This is a genomic window from Gemmatimonadota bacterium, assembly GCA_040388535.1.
GTDB lineage: Bacteria > Gemmatimonadota > Gemmatimonadetes > Gemmatimonadales > GWC2-71-9 > Palsa-1233.
In genome coordinates this window covers 892,524-916,059 of sequence record JAZKBR010000002.1, presented here as the reverse complement: position 1 = coordinate 916,059, position 23,536 = coordinate 892,524, and the positions used below count along the sequence as shown (strand labels likewise).

The following is a 23,536-nucleotide window of genomic DNA, read 5'->3' as shown; positions in this document are numbered from 1 at the left end:
TCCGAAGACACCGTTAAGGGAGTAACAGTACCATGCCGAGCATTCAGACGAACGTTGCAGCAAACACCGCCCTCCGGAACGTCGCGATGTCGTCGACCGGCCTCGACAAGCAGATCGCCAAGCTGTCGTCCGGCTTCCGCATCAACCGTTCGGGCGATGACGCCGCCGGCCTCGCGATCGCGAACAAGCTTCGCGCCGAGAGCCGCTCGCTCCAGCAGGCGTCGCGCAACGCGTCGCAGGCCACCTCGATGCTGCAGATCGCGGACGGTGCCGTGAACACGATCTCCGGGATTCTGGACCGCATGAAGGAACTCGCCACCGCGTCGAACTCCTCCTCGATCGGCACGCAGCGCGACAAGCTGGACGCCGAGTTCCAGTCGCTGAAGTCCGAAATCGGCCGTATCGCCGGCACCACCCAGTACCAGGGCGCCAACCTCGTGGACGGCACCCTTGGCCTGAAGCAGACCGGTGGCACGCTGGCCGTCGGTGCGAACGACGTGACCTCGATCAAGATCACCGGCGCGAAGGCGGACACCTACACCTTCACGCACGCCGCTGGTGTCGCGACGCTGACCACCGGCGCTGCCGCTGGCGACTCGACCCAGGTGCTGGCGATTCCTGCTGGCGTCGCGGGCAGCTACAACTTCGACAAGCTCGGCATCACGGTCGGCGTCAACAGCTCGGTGACGGCGACGGACCTGAACGGCCTGACCATCACCGTTGGTGGCACCGCCGCCGCGGACTTCATGGTCGGCTCGTCGGGCAACTACAGCACCACCGACCTGGTCTCGCTGACCGCGGTCGACCTCAGCACCGGCGCCACGGGCCTCAACATCGCCGGCCTGAACGTCCTCAACGCCACGACCGCCCAGGCGGCCCTGACGGCGCTGGACTCGGCGATCGACAGCTCGAACACCGCGATCGGCACGATCGGCGCGGCGCAGAGCCGGATCGAGTTCGCCAGCAACAACGTCGCGACCATCACGCAGAACGTGATCGCGGCCGAGTCGACCATCCGCGACGCCGACATGGCGGCCGAGATGACCTCGTTCACCAAGTACCAGATCCTGCAGCAGGCTGGTACGGCGATGCTGGGTCAGGCGAACCAGTCCGCCCAGACGGTGCTGTCGCTCCTCCGCTAAGTTTTCGCGAAGGGGTAAATCGGTGAGGGGGTCGCTACGGCGGCCCCCCGCCACTTTTTCAGGGGTCCGCAATGACCACACCGTTGTCTTCGATTGCCGGCGTGATTTCAGGGTTCAAGTACACCGACCTCGTCGACGCCATCATCAATCAGGCGCGCGTCCCCGCCGCCCGAATGGAAACCGAGATTTCGAATATCTCGGCCCGGAAGACCGCGATCGAGTCGTACCGCACCCTGTTGTCCACCCTCCAGACTGCGGCGAAGACCCTGCGGGATGGCAGCGCGTTCGAAGGCACGTCATCCACCAGCACCATCATCTCCGGTCGTTCACTCGCCACGGTGGCCACCACGTCCGCCGCGACACCGGCGACCTACACGCTCAAGGTGTCGGAACTCGCCCGGGCCGAGAAGCTGAGTGCCACTGGCACCCTCAGCACCAGCACGGCACTCGGCGTGACCGGCAGTTTCACCGTCAACGGCAAGACGGTGAATGTCGCGGCCGATGCCTCGCTCGCAACCATTCGCGACGCCGTCAATGCCGCCAATACCGGCGCCACGCCGTCCGGCGTCAGCGCCACGATCATTTCGGTATCACCGACCGACAACCGGCTCATCCTGACCAGCAACGCGACCGGCGCAGCGGGGATTGCCCTCGCTGATACGTCGGGGACCGTGCTTCAAGGTCTGGGATTGCTCACGGCCGGCGGCCTGGTGCCGAACAGCGCCGTGCTCGTCGATGGACGCAACGCGACCTTCGCCATCAACGACATCCCGATGACGCGCAGCTCGAACGTCATCGCCGATGCCATCGACGGTGTGACGTTGACGCTGACCGCCGAGGACGCCACGGCAGAAAACTCGATCGCCGTGGGTCACTTCATCGATCCGGCGCGCACCGCAATGCAGGCGTTTGCCGACGCGTACAACAAGCTCTCGACCTTCGTCAAGGCGCAGAGCACCGTCACCAACGGCGCCACGCCGGCGCTCTACGGCGATTCGATGATTCGCTCGGTGCGTAACGGATTGCCCAGCGTGCTGCTGCAGGCCGTCGGGGGTGCCGCCGCGGATCTGGCGACCGCCGCCAGCGTCGGCCTCTCGCTCAGCCGCGATGGCACCATCAACTTCGACTCGACCAAGTTCGAGGCCGCGTTCAAGGACCGGTTCGCCGAGCTGCCGGCGCTCTTCAACGAGCGTCGCAGCGCCAGCGGCACGGGACTGAGCTTCATCTCGAGCGCGAACAATTCCTCGGAAGGCGACTTCGCGGTGGACGTCACCACGGTCGCCACCCGCGCGAGCTACTCGACCTCGGGCTTCAGCGGCACGTACGATGCCGGCGTCACCCCGGACACCATCACCTTCCGCGATACCAAGAACAACACCACGGTCGATGTCGCCCTCACGACCGGGATGACGTCGTCGGACATCGTGGCTGCGTTGACGGCAGCCTTTGCGGCGAACAACCTGGACCTCACGGCCGAGCTGGCGGGCAACGACATCAAGGTGAGCCACAATGCCTACGGGCAGCTCGCCGGTGTCACGGTCACGATGCAGGGTGCGGGCGATGGCGCATCCGAAGCGTGGAGTAGCGATGGATCCGCCTTCGGCACCGATGTCGCCGGCACGATCGGCGGGAAGGCGGCCACGGGAACCGGCCAGCTCCTGGTTGGCGATTCGGGGCAGACGACCGCCGGCCTGGTGGCACTCTATCAGGGTGCCAGCACCGGCGCGGTCGGCAACCTCTCCCTCGCGCTGGGCACCGGCGCACGGGTCGAACGGCTGCTCAGTTCGTTCCTCGACACCGCGACGGGCGTCCTCGACAGTCGGGTGACGTCACTGACGAACCGCTCGGATGGCTTGACGACGCGCGTCGCCAACATGGATGAACGTCTCGCTCGACGCCGCGCCTCATTGCTGCGGCAGTTCGTGCTGATGGAACAGAACATTTCTGCGTTGCAGAAGCAGTCGACCGCGCTTGGCTCGCTCACCTCCAGTCAGTCGAAGTGATCTCATGAGCTACGGCACGAATTCGAGTCGTTACCGCGAGATGGAAGTGATGGCAATGTCACCCGCGCAACGGGTGGTGCTGCTCTACACCCACCTGCTGGTGAACCTGCGTCAGGCGCGCGCCCATATGGAGCGCGGCGAGATCGAAGCGCGCGGCAACCGCCTGCTTCGGGCCGAAGAGATCGTCCACGAACTCGCGGTCTCGCTCGACCACGACGCGGGTGGCGAGATCGCCGGCCGACTCGCGGCCCTGTATGCCTGGCTGCTGGGAGAGTTTGCCGCCGTGCACCTGCACCCCGACGTCGTGCGCCTCGATGGCGCCGTCCGGGTGATCAGTGAGCTTCACGAAGCCTGGACTGCGGTCGCGGCGCACGCCGCCGAGCCCGCCGCCGCGGCGACTGGATGACTGGCCCCGGGTTCGACCCCACCGAAATGGCCGCGCTGCTGGCGGCCCAGATCGCCGACCTGGCGCGTTACCGCCACGTCGTCGAGGCACAGCACGCCGTGCTCCGGATGGGGGAAGCGGGGATGCTTGAGGTCTTCGCGGCCGAGGCCGACGGGATCATCAGCGACCTCTCGGCCCGGGAAGTCCGTCTGCTCGCGATCCGGGCGGCGGCGCAGTCGGACCTGGTTCCGCACGCGCCTTCGCTCGCGGCCCTCCGGGCCCAGGTCGAAACCGAGCGCGCAGGGGCTGGTGCGGCCGCCATGGAACTGGCGCGGCAGATGGAAATCGAGGCGCGCTCGGTGGCCCGGCAGCTCGAGGACACCCACAAGGCGCTCGACCAGTTGCTTACAGGCTACAGTCAGCGAAAGGACGATGGCGGGCCGGTGTTGCTTGACCGCACCGGTTGACCGGCAGAAAGGTCGGTAAAGGTTTCCGGATCGCGACCGATAACCGTTGGACCACAGCATCCCAGGCCCGGCTTGACTGCCTCGCTGCCCGGACCGGACGCTGTCTGATGGAGGTATCACCATGACTGTCGATCGACTTGGCAATTCCGGCGTCCAGCCCCAGGGGCCGCGCCGCACCGAAGTGACCCCCCGCGACGTCAGCGGGAACCCTGCTGGCGCAACGGATCGCGCCCGGCCGGAAGGCGAACTGGCGGCAGACACCGTCGAGCTCTCGGCCGATGTGGCTGGCGCGACTGGTGGTGAGGCCGTGCCGAATGGCGGGATCGATCCGGCCCGGCTGCGCGACATCGCCCGCCGGATTGCAGATGGCAGCTACGACACCCCGGCGGCACGCGACAAGATCGCCGGGCGCATTCTTCAAGACCTCGATCACTCCGCGGGAGGGTGATTCGCCATGAAGTGCCTGATCGTCGATGACTCGGCCACGATGCGCCGGATCCTCGTCAACGCCATGAAGAGCATCGGCTTTTCCAACATCGTCGAAGCCGGCGATGGGAAGGAAGCGCTCGATCGCATTGACGCCGAAATCGGACTCGTCATCACCGACTGGAACATGCCGGTGATGGGTGGCCTGGAACTGGTGCGTGCCCTCCGGGCGCGCGAAGACACGGCGAGAATGCCCGTGTTGATGGTGACCACCCGCAGCGGCAAGGAAGACATCCTCGAAGCCGTCACGGCCGGGGTCAACAGCTACATCCTCAAGCCGTTCACGCCGCCGGTGCTGAAGGAGAAGATCGATCAGCTCCTCGCGACGGCCGCCGGCTGAGCGAGGAACCGATCATGACTGCGACGCCCCGTCCCGCGGAGTTCGCTCCAGCCGATCTCGAGAGCACGCTCTCGCTCCTTACCCGCCTCATCGCCGAGATTCAGGCGGGCGGGCTGGACACGAACGGCGAGGCGCGGATCGAAGATCTGGTGAGCGCCGTGCGTGCGCGTCCGCAGCTGGCTTCGCTGCCGTCGACGCTCCTGCGCGTCTACAATGAGATCGTCGCGGCGCTGTCGGGCATCCGTCAGACCCGTGAACACATCCAGCATCACGCACTCGATCAGCTCCGCGACACCCAGGACCGGCTGAGTCAGGTCTCGACGACGACCGAATCGGCCGCCCTCGAGATGCTCAATGGCCTCGACCGGACCCTGGCACTGGTGGATACCATCGAGACCGGCGCGCCCGGCCCCGATCATGTCGCTGCCGTGGAGACGCTCCGCAACGAGATCAACAGTCTCTTCGGACACCTGCAGTTCCAGGACATCATCACCCAGCAGCTCCGGGGCATCACCGACCTGGTCGAAGATGTCGAGGCCCGCATGGGTCGCGTCGCCGACCTGCTCGATCAGTCACTGAGTGGCCCTCCCGCCGGGTCCCCGACAACCGACACCGTGCGGGCCGAGCCGAGCGAGTACAACCCCGGCGCCTCGTGGGAGCACCAGACCGAGCAGTCGGAGATCGATGCGGCGTTTGGAAAGACCAAGCCCGTCGCGTAGCGGAAACCGCTGGTGGATGACAGATGACAGATGATGGATGATGGATAAACCGCACAAAGGCCGGCTTCCGAATCAGGAGCCGGCCTTTCGCTTTCCTGCCATCGATCATCTGTCATCTGTCATCCACCATCCACCATCCAATCGGTTACGGCTTCTGCAACAACAACACCCGAAACTGCTCCTCGAACGCGCTGAGATCGATTGTCGCGATCACGATGCCGTTGCGCGGTTCCTCGGGGAGGTACCACTCGGCCACGGTCGGGAGTGAGAGACGCGCCTCTTCGGCGAGCAGTCCCTTGAGGTTGCCGGCGACCATGTTGCCGATCTCACCGACGGCGTCGCGGAGCTCCTCGTCGCTGAGCACCTCGGCCGGCTTCGCGAACATCTCCTCGCCGACGCGACGCGCCAGAGCACTGGGCATCCGGAGCACCACCGTTCCATCCCAGGCGCCACTGATCCGGACGCGCGCCGCGAGGGTGCCGGCGCCAAGAGGACGCGGGGCGACTTCTTCGGGGCGGACGCCGAGGAAGGTCTCCCAGACATCCAGCGTGATCTGTTGCAGTTCATGCAGTCCGAGCGACATCGTCGTTCTCCTCTAGCGTCCGCGCAACCGGTAGCATCCGGCCTGCGAGATCGGGACGCGTTCGTAGCCATCATCAAGATTCAGCGGCGACTCGGCGCCACCCAGGAAGAGTGCACCATCCGGTGCCAGCCGCTGACGCATCCGGCCGAGCAGGTCCTTCTTGGTCGCGACATCGAAGTAGATCATCACGTTCCGCAGGAAGATCACGTCGACGCGCGGAATCGCTACCGGCCACGACTCGACCAGATTGAGCTGAAAGGTCTCGACCATGTTCCGGATCGCGGGATCGATCTCGAATTCCAGACCGTTGCGGCGGAAGAATGGCAGATACTGCGCCGGCAGCCCGCGGTTCACTTCGAGCTGGCTGTAGCGACCGAGCTGGGTCCGGGCGACCATCTGCGACGAGATATCGGTCGCAAGAATGCGCACTGACCACGACGCGAGGGCCGGGAAGGCCTTCCGGATCATCATCGCGATGGTGTACGGCTCCTGCCCGCTCGAACAGGCCGCCGTCCAGATGGTCAGCCGCTTGGTGGCCTGGCGGGCCGCGATCAGTTCCGGGAGGATCGTCGTCCGCAACGCCTCGAACGGATGGATATCGCGGAAGAACGACGTCTCGTTGGTGGTCATCGCATCGACGACTCGCAGGGCGAGTGGTCCGAACCGCTCGATCCGGAGCTTGCTGACGAGGTGGCTCAGCGTCGGCAACCCTTCACCGCGCAGCAGCGGCGTCAGCCGTGCCTCCACCAGGTACTGCTTGTCGGAATCGAGCACCACGGCCGAGCGCTCGCGCACAAAGCTTCGCACGAAGTTGAATTCATCAATCGAGAGCGTCATGATGCGCTCCCCGCGCCGATCGGATGCACGCCACGACCGGCAGCAAGCCGCCGCAGGATTCCCTGCGCCATCTCCGACAGCGGCAGCACCGCTTCGGCGAGGCCCGCGTTGGCGACATAGCCCGGCATGCCCCAGACGACGGAACTGGCTTCGTCCTGAGCGAGCACCCGGCCGCCCATTTCGCGAATGGCTTCGGCACCACGGACCCCATCACGTCCCATCCCGGTGAGGATGACACCGAGCGTTCCGGCGCCATACACCTGCGCGGCCGAGCGGAAGAGCACGTCAACCGCGGGACGACAGGAATTCTCCGGCGGACCCTCGTGCAGGCGGATCACGACCCGGGTCTTCTCGCGCACCACTTCCATGTGCTGATCACCAGGGGCGATCCAGACGGTGCCGGGTTCGACCACGGCACCGGCGACAGCTTCACGCACCTGCAACCGCGAGGTGCCGTTGAGGCGATCGGCCAGCAATCGCGTGAAGAGCGGCGGCATGTGCTGGACAATCAGCACCGGCACCGGGAGGTCGACCGGGAGCATCGGAATCAGCGCCGCCAGCGCATTGGGGCCACCCGTCGAAACACCAATCGTGAGGACATCAAGCCGACCACCGGTTGTGGGCGCTGCCAGGCTAGGACGCAGCACCGGCACGATGGCGCGGCGCGGCACGGCGGCGCCAACTGGCGCGGCGGCAGACCGTTGCTGGGCACGCAAGCCGAGGGCCTTCACCTTGGGCACCAGCTGATCACGCAAGCGCGCCAGCGCCTCGTCGGCATTGGCATAGCCGTGCGGCTTGGTGACGTAGTCGTTGGCACCGAGCGCGAGGGCGTCGAGGGTCGCGGAGCCGCCCCGTTCCGTCAGCGTGCTGCACATGATGACCGGCAGATGCGGGCGCAGCTTGCGCAGCTCGCGCAGCGTGCCCAGGCCATCGAGTTCGGGCATCTCGATATCAAGCGTCACGACGTCGGGATTGATCTGGTCCAGCTTGGCGAGCGCGATGCGACCATTCGCAGCGGTGCCGACGACCTCGATCTCCGGATCCGAGGAGAGCGCGTCGGAAACCAGCCGCCGGACGACCACCGCATCATCGACGACGAGAACCCGGATGCGGCTCACGCGGACGGCTCGCCGACTCCGAGGATTGCCAGCTTGTCGCGGACCACATCCACCGTGAAGGGCTTCATCACGTATTCATCGGCACCGGCTTCGAGGGCACGCATCACCTGATGCATCTCGGTCTCGGTCGTCACCATCATCAGGCGCATCGCGGCAAATCGCGGATCGGCACGCACGGCCATCACGAACTCGAGGCCGTTCATCTCGGGCATGTTCCAGTCCACCAGTGCGACGTCGCAGAGTTCGCCCGCGTGGAGCCGGTCGAGTGCCTCGCGCCCGTTGGCGGCCTCGATCACCTCGAGGCCTGTTTCGACGAGCATCCGCCGCAGGATCCCGCGCATCGCGCGAGAGTCATCGATCACCATCGCACGGCGGTTGGACATTACCAGCTCCCTGCCCCGTTTGCCCCGGAGGCTGCGTGCGCCTCGTCATCGTGGAATTCCGGTGCCCGCTCGACAAAGGCGCGAGGCGCGGCGCCCCGAGGAGCGGGTGCGGACTTGCGTGGTGATGCCTTCCGGCCGGCCGTCTTGCCGGCGTTGCCAATGCTGAACCGCCCGACCAGCTGCTGCAGCGCCGCTGCCATCCGGGCCAGTTCCACCGACGACGCCTGCGTCTCGGAAGCGCCACTCGCCGTGCTCTGCGCAGCCTGCGCCACGCCGGTGATGTTCTGGGCGATCTCGGCCGAACCACGCGCCGCTTCGGTCACGTTGCGGCCGATCTCGGCCGTGGTCGCCGTCTGTTCCTCGACCGCACCCGCGATCGTGGTCTGGATATCGTTGATCTGCCCGATCACGCCCTGGATCTCGCCGATCGCCGACACTGCGCCCGCCGTATCCCCCTGGATTGCGGCAATCTTGCGGCTGATCTCCTCGGTCGCGGTGGCTGTGGCCTTGGCCAGCTCCTTCACTTCATTGGCCACGACGGCGAAGCCCTTGCCCGCCTCGCCCGCACGCGCCGCCTCGATGGTGGCGTTGAGGGCGAGCAGGTTGGTCTGTTCGGCGATCGAGGTGATCACCTTGATGACGTTGCCGATCTCGGCACTCGAGGTACCAAGCTGGCTGATCGTGGCGTTGGTGCGAGCGGCGACCTGCACGGCCGAGGCCGCAATACGGGTCGCTTCGGCGGTGCTCTTGGCGATCTCGCGAATCGACGCGCTCATCTCCTCGCTCCCGCTCGCCACGGTCTGCACGTTGCTGCTGACCTGGTCGGCAGCGGCCGAGACCACGCCAGACTGCGCGGCGGTCTCTTCGGCATTGGCACCCATCTGCTGACTCACCGACGTCAACTCCTCCGACGAACCGGCCAGCGTCTGGGCGTGCTGCTCGAGCTGCCCCCAGATGTCGCGGAGGTTCAGGGTCATCGTCGCGAACGCCTGCATCAGGCGGCCGACTTCATCATCCGACGTCACCTCGACGTCGCGCGAGAGATCGCCATTGGCAACGCGCTCGGCGGCCTCGACGGCCTGCGACAGCGGCCCCAGAATGCGGGCGCGCGTCTGGAACACGGTCACGATCAGCAGGATCGACCCGATCAGCGCGGCGACGGCGACCTGAATGGTGGCTCGCACGATTTCCTTGTCGCTCGCCTTGGCGTTCGTTTCCGCCGCCGCCGCCAGCAGGTCGCTGACATCGGCCATCTGCTTCTCGAGTGCCTTGAACGCCACCATGAAGGTAGGCAGTTCGGCTTCGGCCTTGCGCCCCTTCCGGGCCGCATCATCGGAGATCTTCGTGGCCTGCGTGATGTAGGCTTCGAGCACCGGCGGCGTCGCGTCGAGCGCCTTCCGGATCGAATCGCTCAGCGTGAGCTTCGCGTTGTCGGCGATGCGTGCACGCAGGCTCTTGGCGTGGTCGGCGACATCTTCCTGGGCTGCCTTCGACTCGGCCGGGCTCTGCGCCAGCAAGGCCGCGAGCACGTCGGCGCGCAGCGCGTCGTGCATCTGGTCGGCTTCCATATGATTGCGGATTGCTGCACCAGCCACCGCCGCCGCCTGCACCTGCTTATTGACGTTGCGAAGCGCGTAGAGACCGGTGAGGCCGATGGCTACCGCCATCGCGACGCCCAAACCACCCAGCAGCTGCAACCGACCCTTTACCGTGAACGCCATTGTCGAAATCTCCAGTGGAACCAGGCACAGTGAGCGCGACGCCGAGATGGCGCCGCGCGGTCCTGCTCAGAAGCGAATCGAAAGTCCGAGGAACGGATTGACGCCATCGGCCGCGCGGCTGATGCCGATGTTGGCGCCGCCGTCGATCTGGACATTCGGCGTAATGGCGAAGGTGGTGCCGAAATCGGCGGTCCCAACCCACGGGCCCTTGCTCGACTCACTGAAGATTTCGCCGAACATGCCGAGCCGGTCGCTGAAGTCGTGTCCCACGGTCACCGAGAAGACGGTGTGCACGCTGCGCCCCGCCCGACCTTCTTCGGCAACGAAATCGGTCTCGACCATTGTGCCGAGTCCCCAGTTCGGGGCCAGCTCGACGCTGAGCGGAAGAATGACGCCGCCCTGCACGCGACGACCGTCCGCAAATGGACTCGAGGAGACGAACGGCATGATCCCGAACGCGGTCGTGCCACCGTCGTTGCCCCAGAAGTTGAGCTTCGCACGCAGCGTCATCTCGCCCACGCCATGCTCGGAGAAATTGCCTGAAGGGGTGGCGACGCGCGAACCGGTGATGAACTCGGAAACGAACTGCAGATCGAAACGCGGCGTGACGCCCACCTTGAAGTTCACCGGCGCGATCGCCCAGCCGTGAACGACGGTGCTGGCGTCGACCCGATCGCGGATGTAGTTGATGCCATCCATCTCGACCTGGATGTGGCCGGCATCGACCGTGTAGGGGCTCTCGGTACGATCAGGGCGATCCGTGCTCAGGTCGCGCATCTTCGCGTGCGGGACCGGCTTGAAGATCGAATATTGGGCCTGTGCTGGAACGGCAGCGACCAACGCAAGCGTGGCGAGCAGGGCGAACTGACGGCGCATGATCCGAACCTCAGTAGTGGTGCGTATGACTGAACCTGAGCCACTTATCGGCCCAGTTTTCGAAAACGTGAGCAGTCGCCGGATGGCCTCAACGGCAGGCATTGCCGCCCTTCCGTTGCGCCCGCTCAACACCCCGTCGAATCGGCCTTCCCCTGGGGTGTTGAGCCCGAAATGCACTCCCGTTTTCGTCGCACTGCTACTGGCTTTGCGCCCCTGCTGCCGTCCTCGACGACTTCCTGAACGACTGATTTCTTTACAGTTGACCTCGACAGATTTCTACCGCGGTTCGGCTCGATTCAGCTGACGCCGGCCACCTCGCTCCAGCGAACGGCTTCGCGGTGAGTCCCGGCCAGCGTAGGGTCACGGTCGTGGTCGCCGTTCGAGAAGGTCCGAATCGATTTCCGTTGGGCGCCCGCACGATTCGGCTTGCCGCTATCCCGGGCGGAGGCGAGCTGGAACCGGCCGACCAGTTCCTGCAACTCGACCGCCATCCGGGCGAGTTCACTGGACGAGGCCTGTGACTGCGTCGCACCGGATGCGGTGCTCTGCGCTGCTTGCGCGACCCCCGTGATGTTCTGGGCGATCTCGACCGACCCGCGAGCCGCTTCCTGGACATTCCGGCCGATCTCGGCCGTGGTCGCCGCCTGCTCTTCCACTGCCCCCGCGATGGTGGTCTGGATGTCATTGATGCGGTTGATCACACTCTCGATTTCGGCAATTGCCGAAACGGCGCTGGTGGTGTCGCCCTGGATCGCGGCGATCTTGCGCCCGATTTCCTCGGTGGCCAGCGCGGTCGCCTTGGCCAGCTCCTTGACCTCATTCGCTACCACCGCGAACCCCTTGCCGGCCTCACCGGCACGCGCTGCCTCGATCGTCGCATTGAGGGCCAGCAGATTGGTCTGCTCGGCAATCGAAGTGATCACCTTCACGACCTGACCGATTTCGCGACTCGAGACGCCCAGCTTCTCGATGGTTGCATTGGTGCGTGCCGCTGCGTGCACGGCCTCGCCGGCGACTCGCGAGGCGTCCGATGTGCTCTTGGCAATTTCGCGGATCGACGCGCTCATCTCCTCGCTGCCTGTGGCCACCGTCTGCACATTGCTGCTCACCTGCTCGGCTGCAGCGGAGACGACACCGGCCTGAGCCGCGGTCTCTTCGGCGTTGGCGCCGAGCTGCTGCGAGACTGAAGTCAGTTCCTCGGCCGAGCCCGCGAGCGTGTGTGCGTGCCCGCTGATGGCAGTCATCGTCTCACGCAACGAAGCGACGGTGGCGTTCAGCGCATCTCCGATCCGCCCGACTTCATCGCGCGACGTGACCGCGAGCCGCATACTCAGATCGCCTGCGGCCACCCGTTCGAGCGCGGCGACTGCGGCCACCAGGGGGACCGAGATCCGACCCGCAATGCCGGCGCCGAGGCCGAGACTGATGATCGCGCAGAGCAGGACGGAGCCCCAGAGGATCAGGCGCGTCCGGCCGGCCAGCGCCGTGTTGCTGGCCTCGATCTCACGACCGTGATCAACCAGAAGTGAGTCCAGTCGATTGACCGCCTGCTCGTAGTGCACGCCCGCAGTCCGCATCTCGCGAATCGTCCGCAAACCATCCGCATTCCGGCCCGCGATCGCGAACTTGACCACGCTATCGCGCTCCACCACGAACTCCGCGCGTGCGTCCACCACTTCCGTCAGCGCCCGGGTGAGCACCGGTGTCTTCAACTCGCCCTCGAGAGACTTGATCGCAGCGCCGATGGTGGTGCCGGCAGCGGTGATCTCCTCGCGGATGGCCTCCCTGCGAGCCGGGTCATCAGTGAGGGCGATGTCGCGGAGATTCACGCGATTCCGCTGCATCTGGATCCCGAGCACGTTCGAGCGGGAGAGCGGCACCGTCACGCCTTCGTAGAGTTCGGTATCAGCAGCGTCGATGCGGGAGAGCCCGTTCGAGGCCACGGCGCCGGCCGCGCAGATGAGCGCCACGACGATGCCAAAGCCGATGAGCAGCTTGGATTTCACGGCGAGATCAGTGAACCAGCGCATGGGGGCTTCCTCTTCGCTCTCGGAGCGACGATGGAGGGGTAGTCAGGAAACGCAGCCGCGCGTACCGGCGGACAGCAGGACTATCGGAGTCGTTTCCGGGTGCGTGAGCCGATTTCATGAGGATTGGCTAAGGCTGGCGTGAGACTTCCCTCACATGCGACATACCACAAAAAAGGACGGGCGAGGAATCACTTCCTCGCCCGTCCTCGTTACTCGCCTCCGCTGGCCTCAGCCGATGTGAGCGTACTCCCCATCATGCTCCGCATCTGCAAAATCATCCTCGAACGAATGACTCTGTTCCGGCGACGGGCGGGCCGCCGCCAAAGTCATGCGCGCGCCGCGCGATGGGCGTCGAACGGCCTTATCGCTGACCTGGAAGCGGCTCACCAGCGCCTGCAACTCGACCGCCATCCGCGACAACTCGGCCGAGGATGCCTGCGACTGCGTGGCGCCGCTTGCGGTGCTCTGGGCGGCCTGCGCGACACCAGTGATGTTCTGGGCGATTTCGGAGGAGCCTCGCGCTGCCTCGGTCACGTTGCGACCGATTTCGGCCGTCGTTGCAGCCTGCTCCTCGACGGCTCCGGCGATGGTGGTCTGAATGTCGTTGATCTGGGCAATGACCGCCTCGATCTCCGCAATCGCCGACACCGCACCAGCCGTATCGCCCTGAATTGCAGCGATCTTCCGGCCGATTTCATCGGTCGCGGTGGCGGTGGCCTTCGCGAGTTCCTTCACTTCGTTGGCGACCACGGCGAAGCCCTTGCCGGCCTCTCCCGCTCGCGCCGCTTCGATCGTGGCGTTGAGGGCGAGCAAGTTGGTCTGCTCGGCGATCGAGGTGATCACCTTGATGACCTGACCGATTTCGGCGCTCGAGACCCCGAGCTGTCCGATCGTCGCCGTCGTGCGCGCGGCAGCGGCCACGGCCTCGTTCGCGACGCGACTGGCTTCCGATGTGCTTTTGGCGATTTCGCGAATCGAGGCGCTCATCTCTTCGCTCCCCGTCGCCACCGTCTGCACATTGCTGCTCACCTGCTCCGCCGCTGCCGATACCACACCCGACTGCGCTGCGGTCTCTTCGGCATTGGCGCCGAGCTGCTGCGACACCGAGGTCAATTCCTCGGCCGAGCCGGCCAGCGTGTGGGCGTGACCACCGATGGCGGCGATGGTGCTTTCGAGGCTGTCGAGCGCGCGATCCAGGGCCTTCCCCATCCGGCCCACTTCGTCATCGTTGTCGAGTCCCATGCGCACGGTGAGGTCACCGTCGGCGATCCGGCTCAGCACGGCTTCCGCATCCGAGAGCGGCTTGCGAATGCCGCGGCGGACGACTGGAATCGACAGCGAGGCCATGACGCCCAGTGCCGCAATGATGATGAACAAGCCGATCCGTCCCGTCGATTCCGCGCTAGTGAGCCGGCCGGCCGCCTCCGTCTTGGCAAAGGCCACGGCGCTGTCGAGCGTGGCCGTCGGCGCACGATCCTTCCCCTTCATCGCGGCATCCGCCGCGCCCTGCGCCTTCCGCCCGCTCTTCACAAACGCCGCCATGGCGGTGGTATAGTCGTTGGTCAGCGCGGCGTGGTCGGCCTTGAAGGTCGTGAGCGCCTTCCGGACGGAACCGGAATCCGCCTTCGTCGCGAGCGCGGCCGAGAGCGAGTCCACCTGGGCATCCAGATGGACGAATTCGTCGTGATACTTGGTGAACGACGCCTCGTCGGCTCCGCGAATCAGGATGTCCTTCCAGGCCTGGACCTGCTTCTTGAAGGTCACCTGCAACACACGGGTCTCGTCCTGCAGTGCCGCGTGCGAGGCGAAAGCGTGATAGTCGCGCTCCAGCATCTTGAGCTGGATCAGCGAGACCACGCCGGCCACGATGACACAGCCAGCAAGCAAGGCATACACCTTTCCGGCAATACTCAGATTCTTCAACACGGTCGTAATCCTCTGGCGCCCTGTGGCGCGTCGGTCGTTCACCAGCGGGCGCCCAGGCGCCGTCAGGTCAGAACGTGTAGGACAGATCGAACTGGAAACGGCTCATATAGGGATCACGGCAACCCGCCCCGGTGGTGCAAAGGGCGCGCACTTCCGGCGCGACGAGTTCCGGGGTCGCCCGCGTATCGAGCACGCGACCACGGTAGAACGCTGCGGTCGCCAGGACTTCCGGGCGCACGCGCACGACCAGCGAGGCCAGCTGGCCGACGCTGTTGGAGCCAAGTCGATAGTCGGTGCCGTTGAAGGCCGCGATCACGGCATCCTGTTCGATCCGATAGGCGCCGGCGCTGATCTGCCACTGCCCCGGCTTCACTGTGGCACCGACACGCGCTTCGGCCTGCCACGCGAGCTGCTTCCCATCGGCCGCGCGCACGTTGCGGACCGCGTGCAGCTGCAGGGCCACCGGGAAACGAGTCCCGGCACCACGCTCGGCCACCGCGAGGAGATCCTCGAAACGGAAGGCGGTGCCATAGGCGGCGGCCTTCCCACTGCCGTTGAGCACGACGCTGTTGGACTGCGGCAATGCCGGCTTGATGGTGCCCGCGCCGACCGCGACCGCCAGCGGATTGGCGTTGCGCACGTCGATATAGCCAAGCGCAACCGAGAAGGTGGTGCGCGGCGCCATTCGGAACCGGCTCTGCAACTGGCCACCCTTGATCCAGCTGTCCTCGCCCGATGCCACTTCGAGCATCGGGAGGGCGAAGGCGACGATCGCGACTTCATCAACGCGGTGCGACAGCCCACTCCGGCGCCAGGTCGCGTTGATCCCCTCGGGCGAGAGGTCATTGCTGAAGGTCATGTTGGTCCGCAGCCACGGCGTCGGAAACTTTCCGGCGGTCACGGCCAGGCCCTTCACACCAGCCGGGCGCCAGCTCACGAAGAAGCGCTCGAAGGAGAGCACCTTGCGGGTGAAGAACCCGGTGAAGGTCTGGGTGCCAGACGCCGGCTCGTCGGTGGGGCCGGACGAGAGCGAGACACCGCCACTGAAGGTCTTCGAGAGGTCGCTGGTCGCGTGAATCCTGGCGCGGAAGCGGGCTCGTTCCCGCGTCGGCGTACCGCCGCGCTGGGTGGTCACCTCGAAGCGCGCGCGCACTTCGCCGCTGAGCCGGAAGTTGCCGATCCCCGCGGCGCTCTGCTTGCCGCGACGATCGATGTCGCCGAGGTCGCGCCGGAGCGAATCCAGGCGGTGCGCGAGCGAGTCCATCATCTGTGCCAGCGTGGCCACATCCGTCGCGCGAAACGCACGCGTCGTGTCCACCGCTGCTGCAGGCCGGCTCTGCGGCCCCTGCGCATGCACGGCCGCGGCGCCACACATCGTCATCACCAGCACACTGATCAATCGCGTCCGCATCCGAGTCACCCGGTCAGAGTTTTTCGTGGTGCGCCGACGTGACGGTGCACCGATCCGGGCTTCTTATCGGCGAAGATGAAGGAAACGTGAGCGGGCGAGGAAGCTCTCCTCGCCCGCGCACTTCAGTGGTACCACGCGCGCTCAGCGCAGCGTGGCCGACCAGCCCGTGACCGATGCACCGGTCGACGCAAAAGCCGCGTCCTCACTGGCTTCCGGCGTGACGCGCGCGTCACGTGGTGTCGCTGCAAACTTTCTGGCCGACTGAGAAGTTGACACCGCACGGCGCGATCCGCTGCGCGGCGAATCGACCTGGAACCGACTTACGAGTTGCTGCAACTCGGCCGCCATCTTCGACAACTCGGCCGCCGATGCCTGCGTCTGCGTGGCACCGCTTGCCGTCGCCTGCGCCGCTTGCGCCACGCCGGTGATGTTCTGGGCGATCTCGGCCGACCCACGCGCTGCTTCGGTCACGTTGCGGCCGATTTCGGCCGTGGTCGCGGCCTGCTCTTCGACGGCCCCGGCGATCGTGGTCTGGATGTCGCTCACCTGCGCAATCACGCCCTCGATCTCCTCGATCGCGGCGACAGCACCCGCCGTGTCGCCCTGGATCGCCGCGATCTTCCGGCTGATCTCCTCGGTGGCAGTCGCGGTTGCCTTCGCCAGCTCCTTCACTTCGTTCGCCACGACGGCAAAGCCCTTCCCGGCCTCGCCTGCACGCGCGGCTTCAATCGTGGCGTTGAGTGCCAGGAGGTTGGTCTGTTCGGCGATCGAGGTAATGACCTTGATGACCTGGCCGATTTCGGCGCTCGAGAGGTCGAGCTTCCCGATGGTGGCATTGGTGCGCGCCGCAGCGCTCACGGCATTCCCGGCGACCCGGGTCGCTTCGGAGGTGCTTTTCGCGATTTCGCGAATCGAGGCGCTCATCTCTTCGCTGCCCGTCGCCACCGTCTGCACGTTGCTGCTGACTTCCTCGGCGGCTGCCGACACCACACCCGACTGGGCCGCTGTTTCTTCGGCGCTCGCGCCGAGTTGCTGCGACACCGAGGTGAGTTCCTCGGCGGAACCGGCGAGCGTCTGCGCGTGGCCAGCGATGGTCGCAATGGTCTGGTGCATCGAGGTCACGGCACCGGTGAGCGCCGTCGCCATCCGACCCACCTCATCCTGGCTGCCGGATGCCAGCCGCACGGTCAGGTCGCCAGCGGCCACCCGCTCGAGGGCACCGACAGCGGCAACGAGGGGCTGCGAGATCCGATTAGCCACGGCGAGACCGGCCAAGACGGCCACTGCCAATGCGACGAGGATCGCCGCAACCGAGAGCATCGTGGTCCGCTCCGCTCGCTTGGTGTTACCATCGGACATCGTCGCGCCTGCCTGCTGCATCTTGGTCCCGATCGAGTCGAGCGCGGCATAGACCGGCGACACCTTCACCCGGATCCGGTTCTTGTTGTAGGCCTGTGCTTCGGCGTTCTTGTTGGCCATCGCCAGCGCGAGGGCGGTGTCGCGCAGCGGAGCGTAGCTGGCGTTCGCGGCCTTGAACCCCTCGAGCGCCCTGCGTACGACACTGTCCTTCACTTCGGAATCCACGAGGGCGACGAGTTCGTCCACCCGCGCCAGGCGCTTGTCGATGTCGGCCCGATAGGTCGCCTTCTCGGTGCTGTCGGTCGTCAGCGTGAGGTCGCGCATCCGGACCTGCGCGCGGGCAAACTGGTACGACAGCTCGCCCAGCTTCGTCAGCGGCTTGGTCACTTCCTGGTAGAGACGGGTATCAGCGTTGTCCAGCGACAGCAACTGGGTCACCGTGTAACCGCCAGCCAGTGCGGTCAGCAGCGCCGCGCCGCTGAAACCGAGCACGAGCTTGCCCTTGATCGACAGATCCCGAAACCACTGTGACATCCGCTGCTCCGTTCGAATATTGTGCAGGCGGCGCATGGCGCGCGCCACCGAGTGCCCGCCTTATCGGCACAATCTCCAAAAGGCTGAGCGGGCGAGGGATTGCTCCCTCGCCCGCTCAATCACTGGCTACGACGTCCACTCAGCGCAGCGAGGCGAACCACCCTCCACCCGCGACGATTTCGGCCGGTTCGTTCCCCTGCTCGTCGTCCTGATCGTGCTGCGGACGCCGTACTGGTGGCGCCGAGCGCGCCGGCTTCTTCTTCGTGGTCGCGCGCTGGCGCGGAGCATCGACGTCCACATGGAAGCGCGACACCAGGCGCTGCAACTCGGTGGCCATCCGGGCCAGCTCTGCGGATGATGCCTGCGTCTGGGTGGCACCGCTGGCAGTGCTCTGTGCCGCCTGGGCGACGCCGGTGATGTTCTGGGCGATTTCCGCCGACCCGCGCGCCGCATCGCTCACATTGCGGCCGATCTCGGCCGTCGTGGCCGCCTGCTCCTCAACGGCGCCGGCGATGGTGGTCTGGATGTCGTTGATCTGGCCGATGATGGTGCCGACCTGCCGGATCGCCGCAACTGCCCCTTCGGTATCGCCCTGGATGACGGCGATCTTCTTGCCGATCTCCTCGGTCGCACGCGCGGTTTCCTTGGCGAGCTCCTTCACTTCGTTCGCGACGACGGCGAACCCCTTGCCCGCCTCACCGGCGCGAGCCGCTTCGATGGTCGCGTTCAGGGCGAGGAGATTGGTCTGCTCGGCAATCGAGGTAATCACCTTGATGACCTGACCGATCTCGGCGCTCGAGATCCCCAGCTTGCTGATGGTCAGATTGGTCGCTTCTGCCACCTGCACGGCCGTCGCTGCCACGCGCGTGGCCTCGGCGGTGTTCTTCGCGATCTCGCGGATCGAGGCACTCATCTCCTCGCTGCCGGCGGCCACTGTCTGGACATTGCTGCTGACCTGATCGGCGGCGGCGGAGACCACACCCGACTGCGCTGCGGTCTCTTCGGCGTTCGCGCCCATCTGCTGACTCACGGACGTCAATTCCTCGGACGAGCCCGCCAGCGACTCCGCGCTCTCGCCGATCGACGCAATCGTCGAACGGAGCGAGTCGAGCGCCGTGTTCAGCGCCGTCGCCATCCGGCCCACTTCGTCGGTGCCGTGCTCTTCCATCCGGACCGTGAGGTCGCCCCTGGCCACGGTCTCGAGAAGCTCGGCCGTGTGCCGCAACGGCGTCACGATGCCGCGGGTGATGATGGTGCCGATGAGCAGCATCAGCGCAATGGCGCCTGCCGCCACGCCACCGACGATCCAGCGCGCACGCGCCTCGGCCTGCCGCGCGTCGGTGTCTGCCTGGGTCGCTTCGGCGGTCGCGACCTTCACGAGATGGCTGATGGCGGTGACCTGCTCCTCGTACGATGAGGTCAATACGCCGCGCGCCAGATCGAACGCCTTTTCGCGGTCATCCTTGAGAATGAGCGGCGTGTACTGTTCCTCGAGCACCTTGAAGAAGCGGTCGCCCGGCACGGCCACGCTGTCCAGATGCGCGAGCAGTTCTGGTTGCCCCGAGAGCGAATCCCGCCAGCTCGCAATGCCGGCGTGATAGGCGCTGCTGAACGCCTTCGCCTGCGACACGAGACCCTTCAGCTTCACGGGATCGAGTTCACCGGCCATCCGCAGCATCACCGAATACGGCTCGGAGATGAAGAGCACCGGCGGTGCCGCGTCGCCCACCAGACTCTGGCGTGCTGTCGTCGTCTTCGCGAATTGACCGGACGCCCCCACCGTGTTCATGCTCTTGAAGGCCACGACGCCCAGGCTGACCAGCGCCACCGCGCCAAGGGCGATGAGCCAATTGAGTTTGGCCCCGATGCCGAGTTCGTTGAACCGCTTCATGCCGATGCTCTCCGTCGCGAGTGTCGAGGTGAGTTAGAGACTGGCCTTGACCAGCAGCGCGACCGCATCGCCGAAGGCGGCGGTGCTCTGCCCGGCTTCCTGCGTGGCCGTCACGTCTCCCTTCCCTTTCACGGTCGCGACCACCGAAAGCAGGCCGTTGGCACCCTTGCTCAGCTTCGCCGTTACCACCTTTCCTGCCTTCAGTGCATCTGCGAGCGGCGCTACCGTCGCTTCGGGCAGCAATTCATCGGCTTCGTAGCCGAAGGTCTTCAGGGCGTCGTTCATCTTGTCCCGGGTGACCACGACCACCTTGCCGTCGAGCGACTTGCCGAGCTGGGCGCGCATGGCTCCCGAGAAGGCGAGCGCGTCGGCCGGGGTGCAATCGCCTTCGACGACGGCATTGGCCACGAGCAGGCGAGCCGTGGCATCGACGGCGACCGCGACGGTCTTGCGGGGTGGCAGTTGTGCGCTCGCCGTACCAGCGAGGCTTCCGAGCAGCAATCCAGACAGGATGAACACGCGCATTGAGGATCCCTCCGACCAACTGGGTGTGATGGCGCGAGCCATCATGGCTCGCGCGGTACGGTCGCTAGGACGAGTGCAGCGTGTCGTTGCGACCCCTTCGTTACGATGCGACCGCGACCGGGCTCAACTCGCCGGGGGTAATCGCCCGGTCGGTATCCAGCACCAGCAGCAGTCGATCGGCAGTCTTGTAGGCGCCGGTGATCAGGTCGCGCGATTCGCCGCGCACCGTGTCGGGGCGGGGCTCCCAGGCGGAGGCCTCCACCGCGATCACATCACCGATCTCGTCCACCAGCAGCGAGACCGCGCCGTCGTCATTCCGGATCACCACATTCATCGGCAGGCGATCGTCGGTTCGTGGTGGCAGGTCGAGACGACGACGCAGGTCGACGGCCGTCACGATCTGTCCACGCAGGTTGATCAATCCACCAAGCACGTCATGTGCCAGCGGAACCTTGGTCATCGGCTGGTAGCGAATCACTTCCTGCACGCGTTCGACTTCGACGCCGAAGTAGAGTCCATCAGCAAAGAAGGTGCAGAAATGACGAGTGCTGTCGGGTTGCATCAGGCGGCCTCCGCCACTGGCGATCCGAAGTCATTGGCGAACAGGTCGGCATTGCGGACCAGCGCCTCGAGGTCGAGCAGGTCGGTCACGCTGCCTTGCACCACCACGGCGCCCAGCGTGCCGCGACGCGGCATCGTGTCGCGCACGGTGATCGCTTCTTCCACGATGTCCACGATCTCGCTCACCACCAGACCCACACTGCGATCGCCCGACTGGTAGACCACCACCGACATCATGTCAGGGAGATCCGTCGGCGGTGCGCCGAGGAAGTGCGCGATGTCGAGCAGCGGCATGATGCGTCCGCGATACTGGACCACGCGCCGATTGCCGGAGACCTCGACCGCTGAGGACGGGAACTGCTCGAGGCGCGCGACTTCGCTGAGCGGCACCGCCACTCGCGACGTCTCGCCCACGGCCATCACCAGCAGGGTCTGCCGATTTGCGCGACTCTCGTCGTTGCGCTCTGCGTGATCCACCGAGACCCGCTCACGGGCACCGGCGCTCAGCACATTGGCTGCTTGCGCGAGCCCGAGCACATCGAGAATCAGCGCGACGCGTCCGTCGCCCATGATGGTGGCCCCGGCATAGACCGGCAGCCCCTTGAGGCGCTTGCCCAGCGGCTTCACCACGATCTCTTCGGTATCGCTGACGCTGTCGACCACCAGGCCGAACTGCCGATCGTCGGCACGCAGCACCACGATGTTGATCGATTCGGCCGCTTCGGTCGCCGGCGCCAGCCCGAGCGCGCTGCTCAGGTGCACCAGCGGAAGCAGGCGACCGCGCAGGCGGTAGACCGGTGCGCCGTGGATCATCTCGATCGAGGTGCGGATCTGCTCGCCTTCGAGGCGAACCAGTTCGAGGAGCGACACCTGCGGAATGGCGTAACGCTCGCCGCGTCCCGCCACGATCAGCGCGGGGATGATGGCGAGCGTCAGCGGAATCTTGATCTTGAGGGTCGTGCCGCTGCCGAACGAACTCTGCAGGTCGATCGTGCCGCCGATCTTCTCGATGTTGGTGCGCACCACGTCCATCCCGACGCCACGGCCGGAGACGTTCGTCACCTTTTCCGCGGTCGAGAAGCCGGGCTCGAACACCAGCTGCACCAGGTCGCGCTCGCTCAGCCGCAGTGACTGCGCCTCGCTCACGACACCACGACGCACGGCGGTCTGCCGCACACGCTCCGGATTGATGCCGCCGCCATCATCGGTGATCTCGATGTTGACCTGGCCGCCCTCGTGATAGGCGCGGAGCCGGAGCACACCTTCGGCGCTCTTCCCCGCCGCCACCCGCGCTTCCGGCGTCTCGATGCCGTGATCGACCGAGTTGCGGACGATGTGCACGAGGGGATCCTTGATCGCCTCGATCAACGTCTTGTCGAGTTCGGTGTCCTTCCCTTCGAGTTCGATGCGCACCAGCTTGCCGCATTGCTGCGCGAGGTCACGCACGACGCGGGGCAGCTTCGACCAGACGGTGCCGATCGGCTGCATCCGGGTCTTCATCACCCCTTCCTGCAACTCCGTGGTGATCAGGTCGAGGCGCTGTGAAGTGGCGACGAAGGTCTGGTCATCGAGGGAGGCCGAGTGCTGCAACACCTGGTTGCGCGCGAGGACAAGCTCGCCCACGAGCGTCATCAGCTTGTCGAGCAGGGCCACATCGACGCGGATGCTGGTATCGCTCACGCCAACGGCGTCGACCGCGGCCGAATCGCTCCGGGTCACGATCGTCGCGACTTCTGCGTCGGGCGCCGGTGCCGGCACAGCAGCTGGAATCGCCGGGGCGACCGCAGCATCCGGCGTTGCCACCGTGACCGCAACCGGCGTCGGCTCGGCCACGCCGTCATTCAGGCGATTCAGGCGCGCCAGCAACGCGGAGTGATCCGTCGCGCCTTCGCTGCCGGTCGCCTCGATCGCCTTCAGGATGCCGCGCAGGGCGTCGTTCAACGTGAGCAGGGTGTCGGCAATGTCGGAATCGAAACGGAGTTCACCATCACGGAGGCGACTGAGCACACTCTCACCCACGTGCGCGACGTGCTCGAGCACCGGCAGCGCCAGGAAACCGCTGGTTCCCTTGATGGTATGGACGCAGCGAAAGACGCTCGACAACCGGTCGAGGTCATCGGGCTGCTGCTCCAACGCCAGCATGTCGCGCTCGACCTGGTCAAGGTTCTCGTTGCTCTCGACGAGAAACTCACGCAGGATGTCGTCCATGTCGTTCACTGAGCCCGCCTCCGAATGATCT

The 23,536-nt window shown here is 66.0% G+C and carries 21 protein-coding genes; 7 read left to right on the top strand and 14 right to left on the bottom strand.

All coding sequences use genetic code 11. The features are described 5' to 3' along the window. Nucleotides 1–32: 32 nt before the first annotated feature. From V4558_07600 to V4558_07570, 7 genes are all read left to right on the top strand, one after another. On the top strand, nucleotides 33–1,142 hold the full coding sequence (locus V4558_07600) for a flagellin (protein MES2305355.1): 1,110 nt from the start codon (nucleotides 33–35) through the stop codon (nucleotides 1,140–1,142). A gap of 71 nt (nucleotides 1,143–1,213) precedes the next feature. Beyond that, a complete protein-coding gene (fliD, locus tag V4558_07595; protein MES2305354.1) occupies nucleotides 1,214–3,145 on the top strand; it encodes a flagellar filament capping protein FliD in 1,932 nt (643 codons plus the stop codon). A 4-nt stretch (nucleotides 3,146–3,149) separates the two neighbouring features. After that, nucleotides 3,150–3,551 (top strand): flagellar export chaperone FliS, encoded by a 402-nt coding sequence (gene fliS / locus V4558_07590; protein ID MES2305353.1) that lies wholly within the window; start codon nucleotides 3,150–3,152, stop codon nucleotides 3,549–3,551. Next, a complete protein-coding gene (locus tag V4558_07585) occupies nucleotides 3,548–3,997 on the top strand; it encodes a hypothetical protein (protein ID MES2305352.1) in 450 nt (149 codons plus the stop codon). The genes fliS and V4558_07585 overlap by 4 nt, the downstream gene beginning before the upstream one ends. Before the next feature lie 121 nt (nucleotides 3,998–4,118). Then, nucleotides 4,119–4,445: a hypothetical protein gene (locus tag V4558_07580; protein ID MES2305351.1), complete on the top strand. Its 327-nt coding sequence runs from the start codon at nucleotides 4,119–4,121 to the stop codon at nucleotides 4,443–4,445. A 6-nt stretch (nucleotides 4,446–4,451) separates the two neighbouring features. After that, the gene (locus tag V4558_07575) at nucleotides 4,452–4,823 is read left to right on the top strand and encodes a response regulator (GenBank protein MES2305350.1); all 372 of its coding nucleotides are present in this window, start codon (nucleotides 4,452–4,454) and stop codon (nucleotides 4,821–4,823) included. A gap of 14 nt (nucleotides 4,824–4,837) precedes the next feature. Further along, on the top strand, nucleotides 4,838–5,542 hold the full coding sequence (locus V4558_07570; protein ID MES2305349.1) for a hypothetical protein: 705 nt from the start codon (nucleotides 4,838–4,840) through the stop codon (nucleotides 5,540–5,542). 145 nt (nucleotides 5,543–5,687) lie between these two features. Here V4558_07570 and V4558_07565 read toward each other — a convergent pair whose 3' ends face one another. The 14 genes from V4558_07565 to V4558_07500 form a co-directional block, all read right to left on the bottom strand. Next, nucleotides 5,688–6,125 (bottom strand): chemotaxis protein CheX, encoded by a 438-nt coding sequence (locus V4558_07565; GenBank protein MES2305348.1) that lies wholly within the window; start codon nucleotides 6,123–6,125, stop codon nucleotides 5,688–5,690. A gap of 12 nt (nucleotides 6,126–6,137) precedes the next feature. Continuing rightward, a complete protein-coding gene (locus V4558_07560) occupies nucleotides 6,138–6,962 on the bottom strand; it encodes a protein-glutamate O-methyltransferase CheR (GenBank protein ID MES2305347.1) in 825 nt (274 codons plus the stop codon). Continuing rightward, nucleotides 6,959–8,080 carry a chemotaxis response regulator protein-glutamate methylesterase gene (locus V4558_07555; GenBank protein MES2305346.1) on the bottom strand — a complete coding sequence of 374 codons (1,122 nt, stop codon included), beginning with the start codon at nucleotides 8,078–8,080 and terminating at the stop codon, nucleotides 6,959–6,961. Before V4558_07555 ends, V4558_07560 begins: the two co-directional genes overlap by 4 nt. Beyond that, complete coding sequence (locus V4558_07550) at nucleotides 8,077–8,463, bottom strand: response regulator (GenBank protein MES2305345.1); 387 nt, start codon at nucleotides 8,461–8,463, stop codon at nucleotides 8,077–8,079. The genes V4558_07555 and V4558_07550 overlap by 4 nt, the downstream gene beginning before the upstream one ends. After that, entirely contained in the window at nucleotides 8,463–10,184 is a 1,722-nt protein-coding gene (locus V4558_07545; protein MES2305344.1) for a methyl-accepting chemotaxis protein, read from the bottom strand. The genes V4558_07550 and V4558_07545 overlap by 1 nt, the downstream gene beginning before the upstream one ends. 66 nt (nucleotides 10,185–10,250) lie before the next feature. Further along, nucleotides 10,251–11,060 (bottom strand): transporter, encoded by an 810-nt coding sequence (locus V4558_07540; protein MES2305343.1) that lies wholly within the window; start codon nucleotides 11,058–11,060, stop codon nucleotides 10,251–10,253. Nucleotides 11,061–11,356: 296 nt separating this feature from the next. Further along, on the bottom strand, nucleotides 11,357–13,090 hold the full coding sequence (locus V4558_07535; GenBank protein ID MES2305342.1) for a methyl-accepting chemotaxis protein: 1,734 nt from the start codon (nucleotides 13,088–13,090) through the stop codon (nucleotides 11,357–11,359). Between the two features lie 228 nt (nucleotides 13,091–13,318). Continuing rightward, on the bottom strand, nucleotides 13,319–15,016 hold the full coding sequence (locus V4558_07530) for a methyl-accepting chemotaxis protein (GenBank protein ID MES2305341.1): 1,698 nt from the start codon (nucleotides 15,014–15,016) through the stop codon (nucleotides 13,319–13,321). 67 nt (nucleotides 15,017–15,083) lie between these two features. After that, nucleotides 15,084–16,427: a putative porin gene (locus V4558_07525; GenBank protein ID MES2305340.1), complete on the bottom strand. Its 1,344-nt coding sequence runs from the start codon at nucleotides 16,425–16,427 to the stop codon at nucleotides 15,084–15,086. A 141-nt stretch (nucleotides 16,428–16,568) separates the two neighbouring features. Continuing rightward, nucleotides 16,569–18,320, bottom strand: a complete 1,752-nt coding sequence (locus V4558_07520) for a methyl-accepting chemotaxis protein (protein ID MES2305339.1) — start codon at nucleotides 18,318–18,320, stop codon at nucleotides 16,569–16,571. Nucleotides 18,321–18,459: 139 nt separating this feature from the next. Beyond that, entirely contained in the window at nucleotides 18,460–20,211 is a 1,752-nt protein-coding gene (locus tag V4558_07515) for a methyl-accepting chemotaxis protein (protein MES2305338.1), read from the bottom strand. 33 nt (nucleotides 20,212–20,244) lie between these two features. Continuing rightward, on the bottom strand, nucleotides 20,245–20,736 hold the full coding sequence (locus tag V4558_07510; protein MES2305337.1) for a hypothetical protein: 492 nt from the start codon (nucleotides 20,734–20,736) through the stop codon (nucleotides 20,245–20,247). A gap of 100 nt (nucleotides 20,737–20,836) precedes the next feature. Then, entirely contained in the window at nucleotides 20,837–21,298 is a 462-nt protein-coding gene (locus V4558_07505; protein MES2305336.1) for a chemotaxis protein CheW, read from the bottom strand. Further along, nucleotides 21,298–23,505, bottom strand: a complete 2,208-nt coding sequence (locus V4558_07500; protein MES2305335.1) for a chemotaxis protein CheW — start codon at nucleotides 23,503–23,505, stop codon at nucleotides 21,298–21,300. The genes V4558_07505 and V4558_07500 overlap by 1 nt, the downstream gene beginning before the upstream one ends. Between the last annotated feature and the right edge of the window lie 31 nt (nucleotides 23,506–23,536).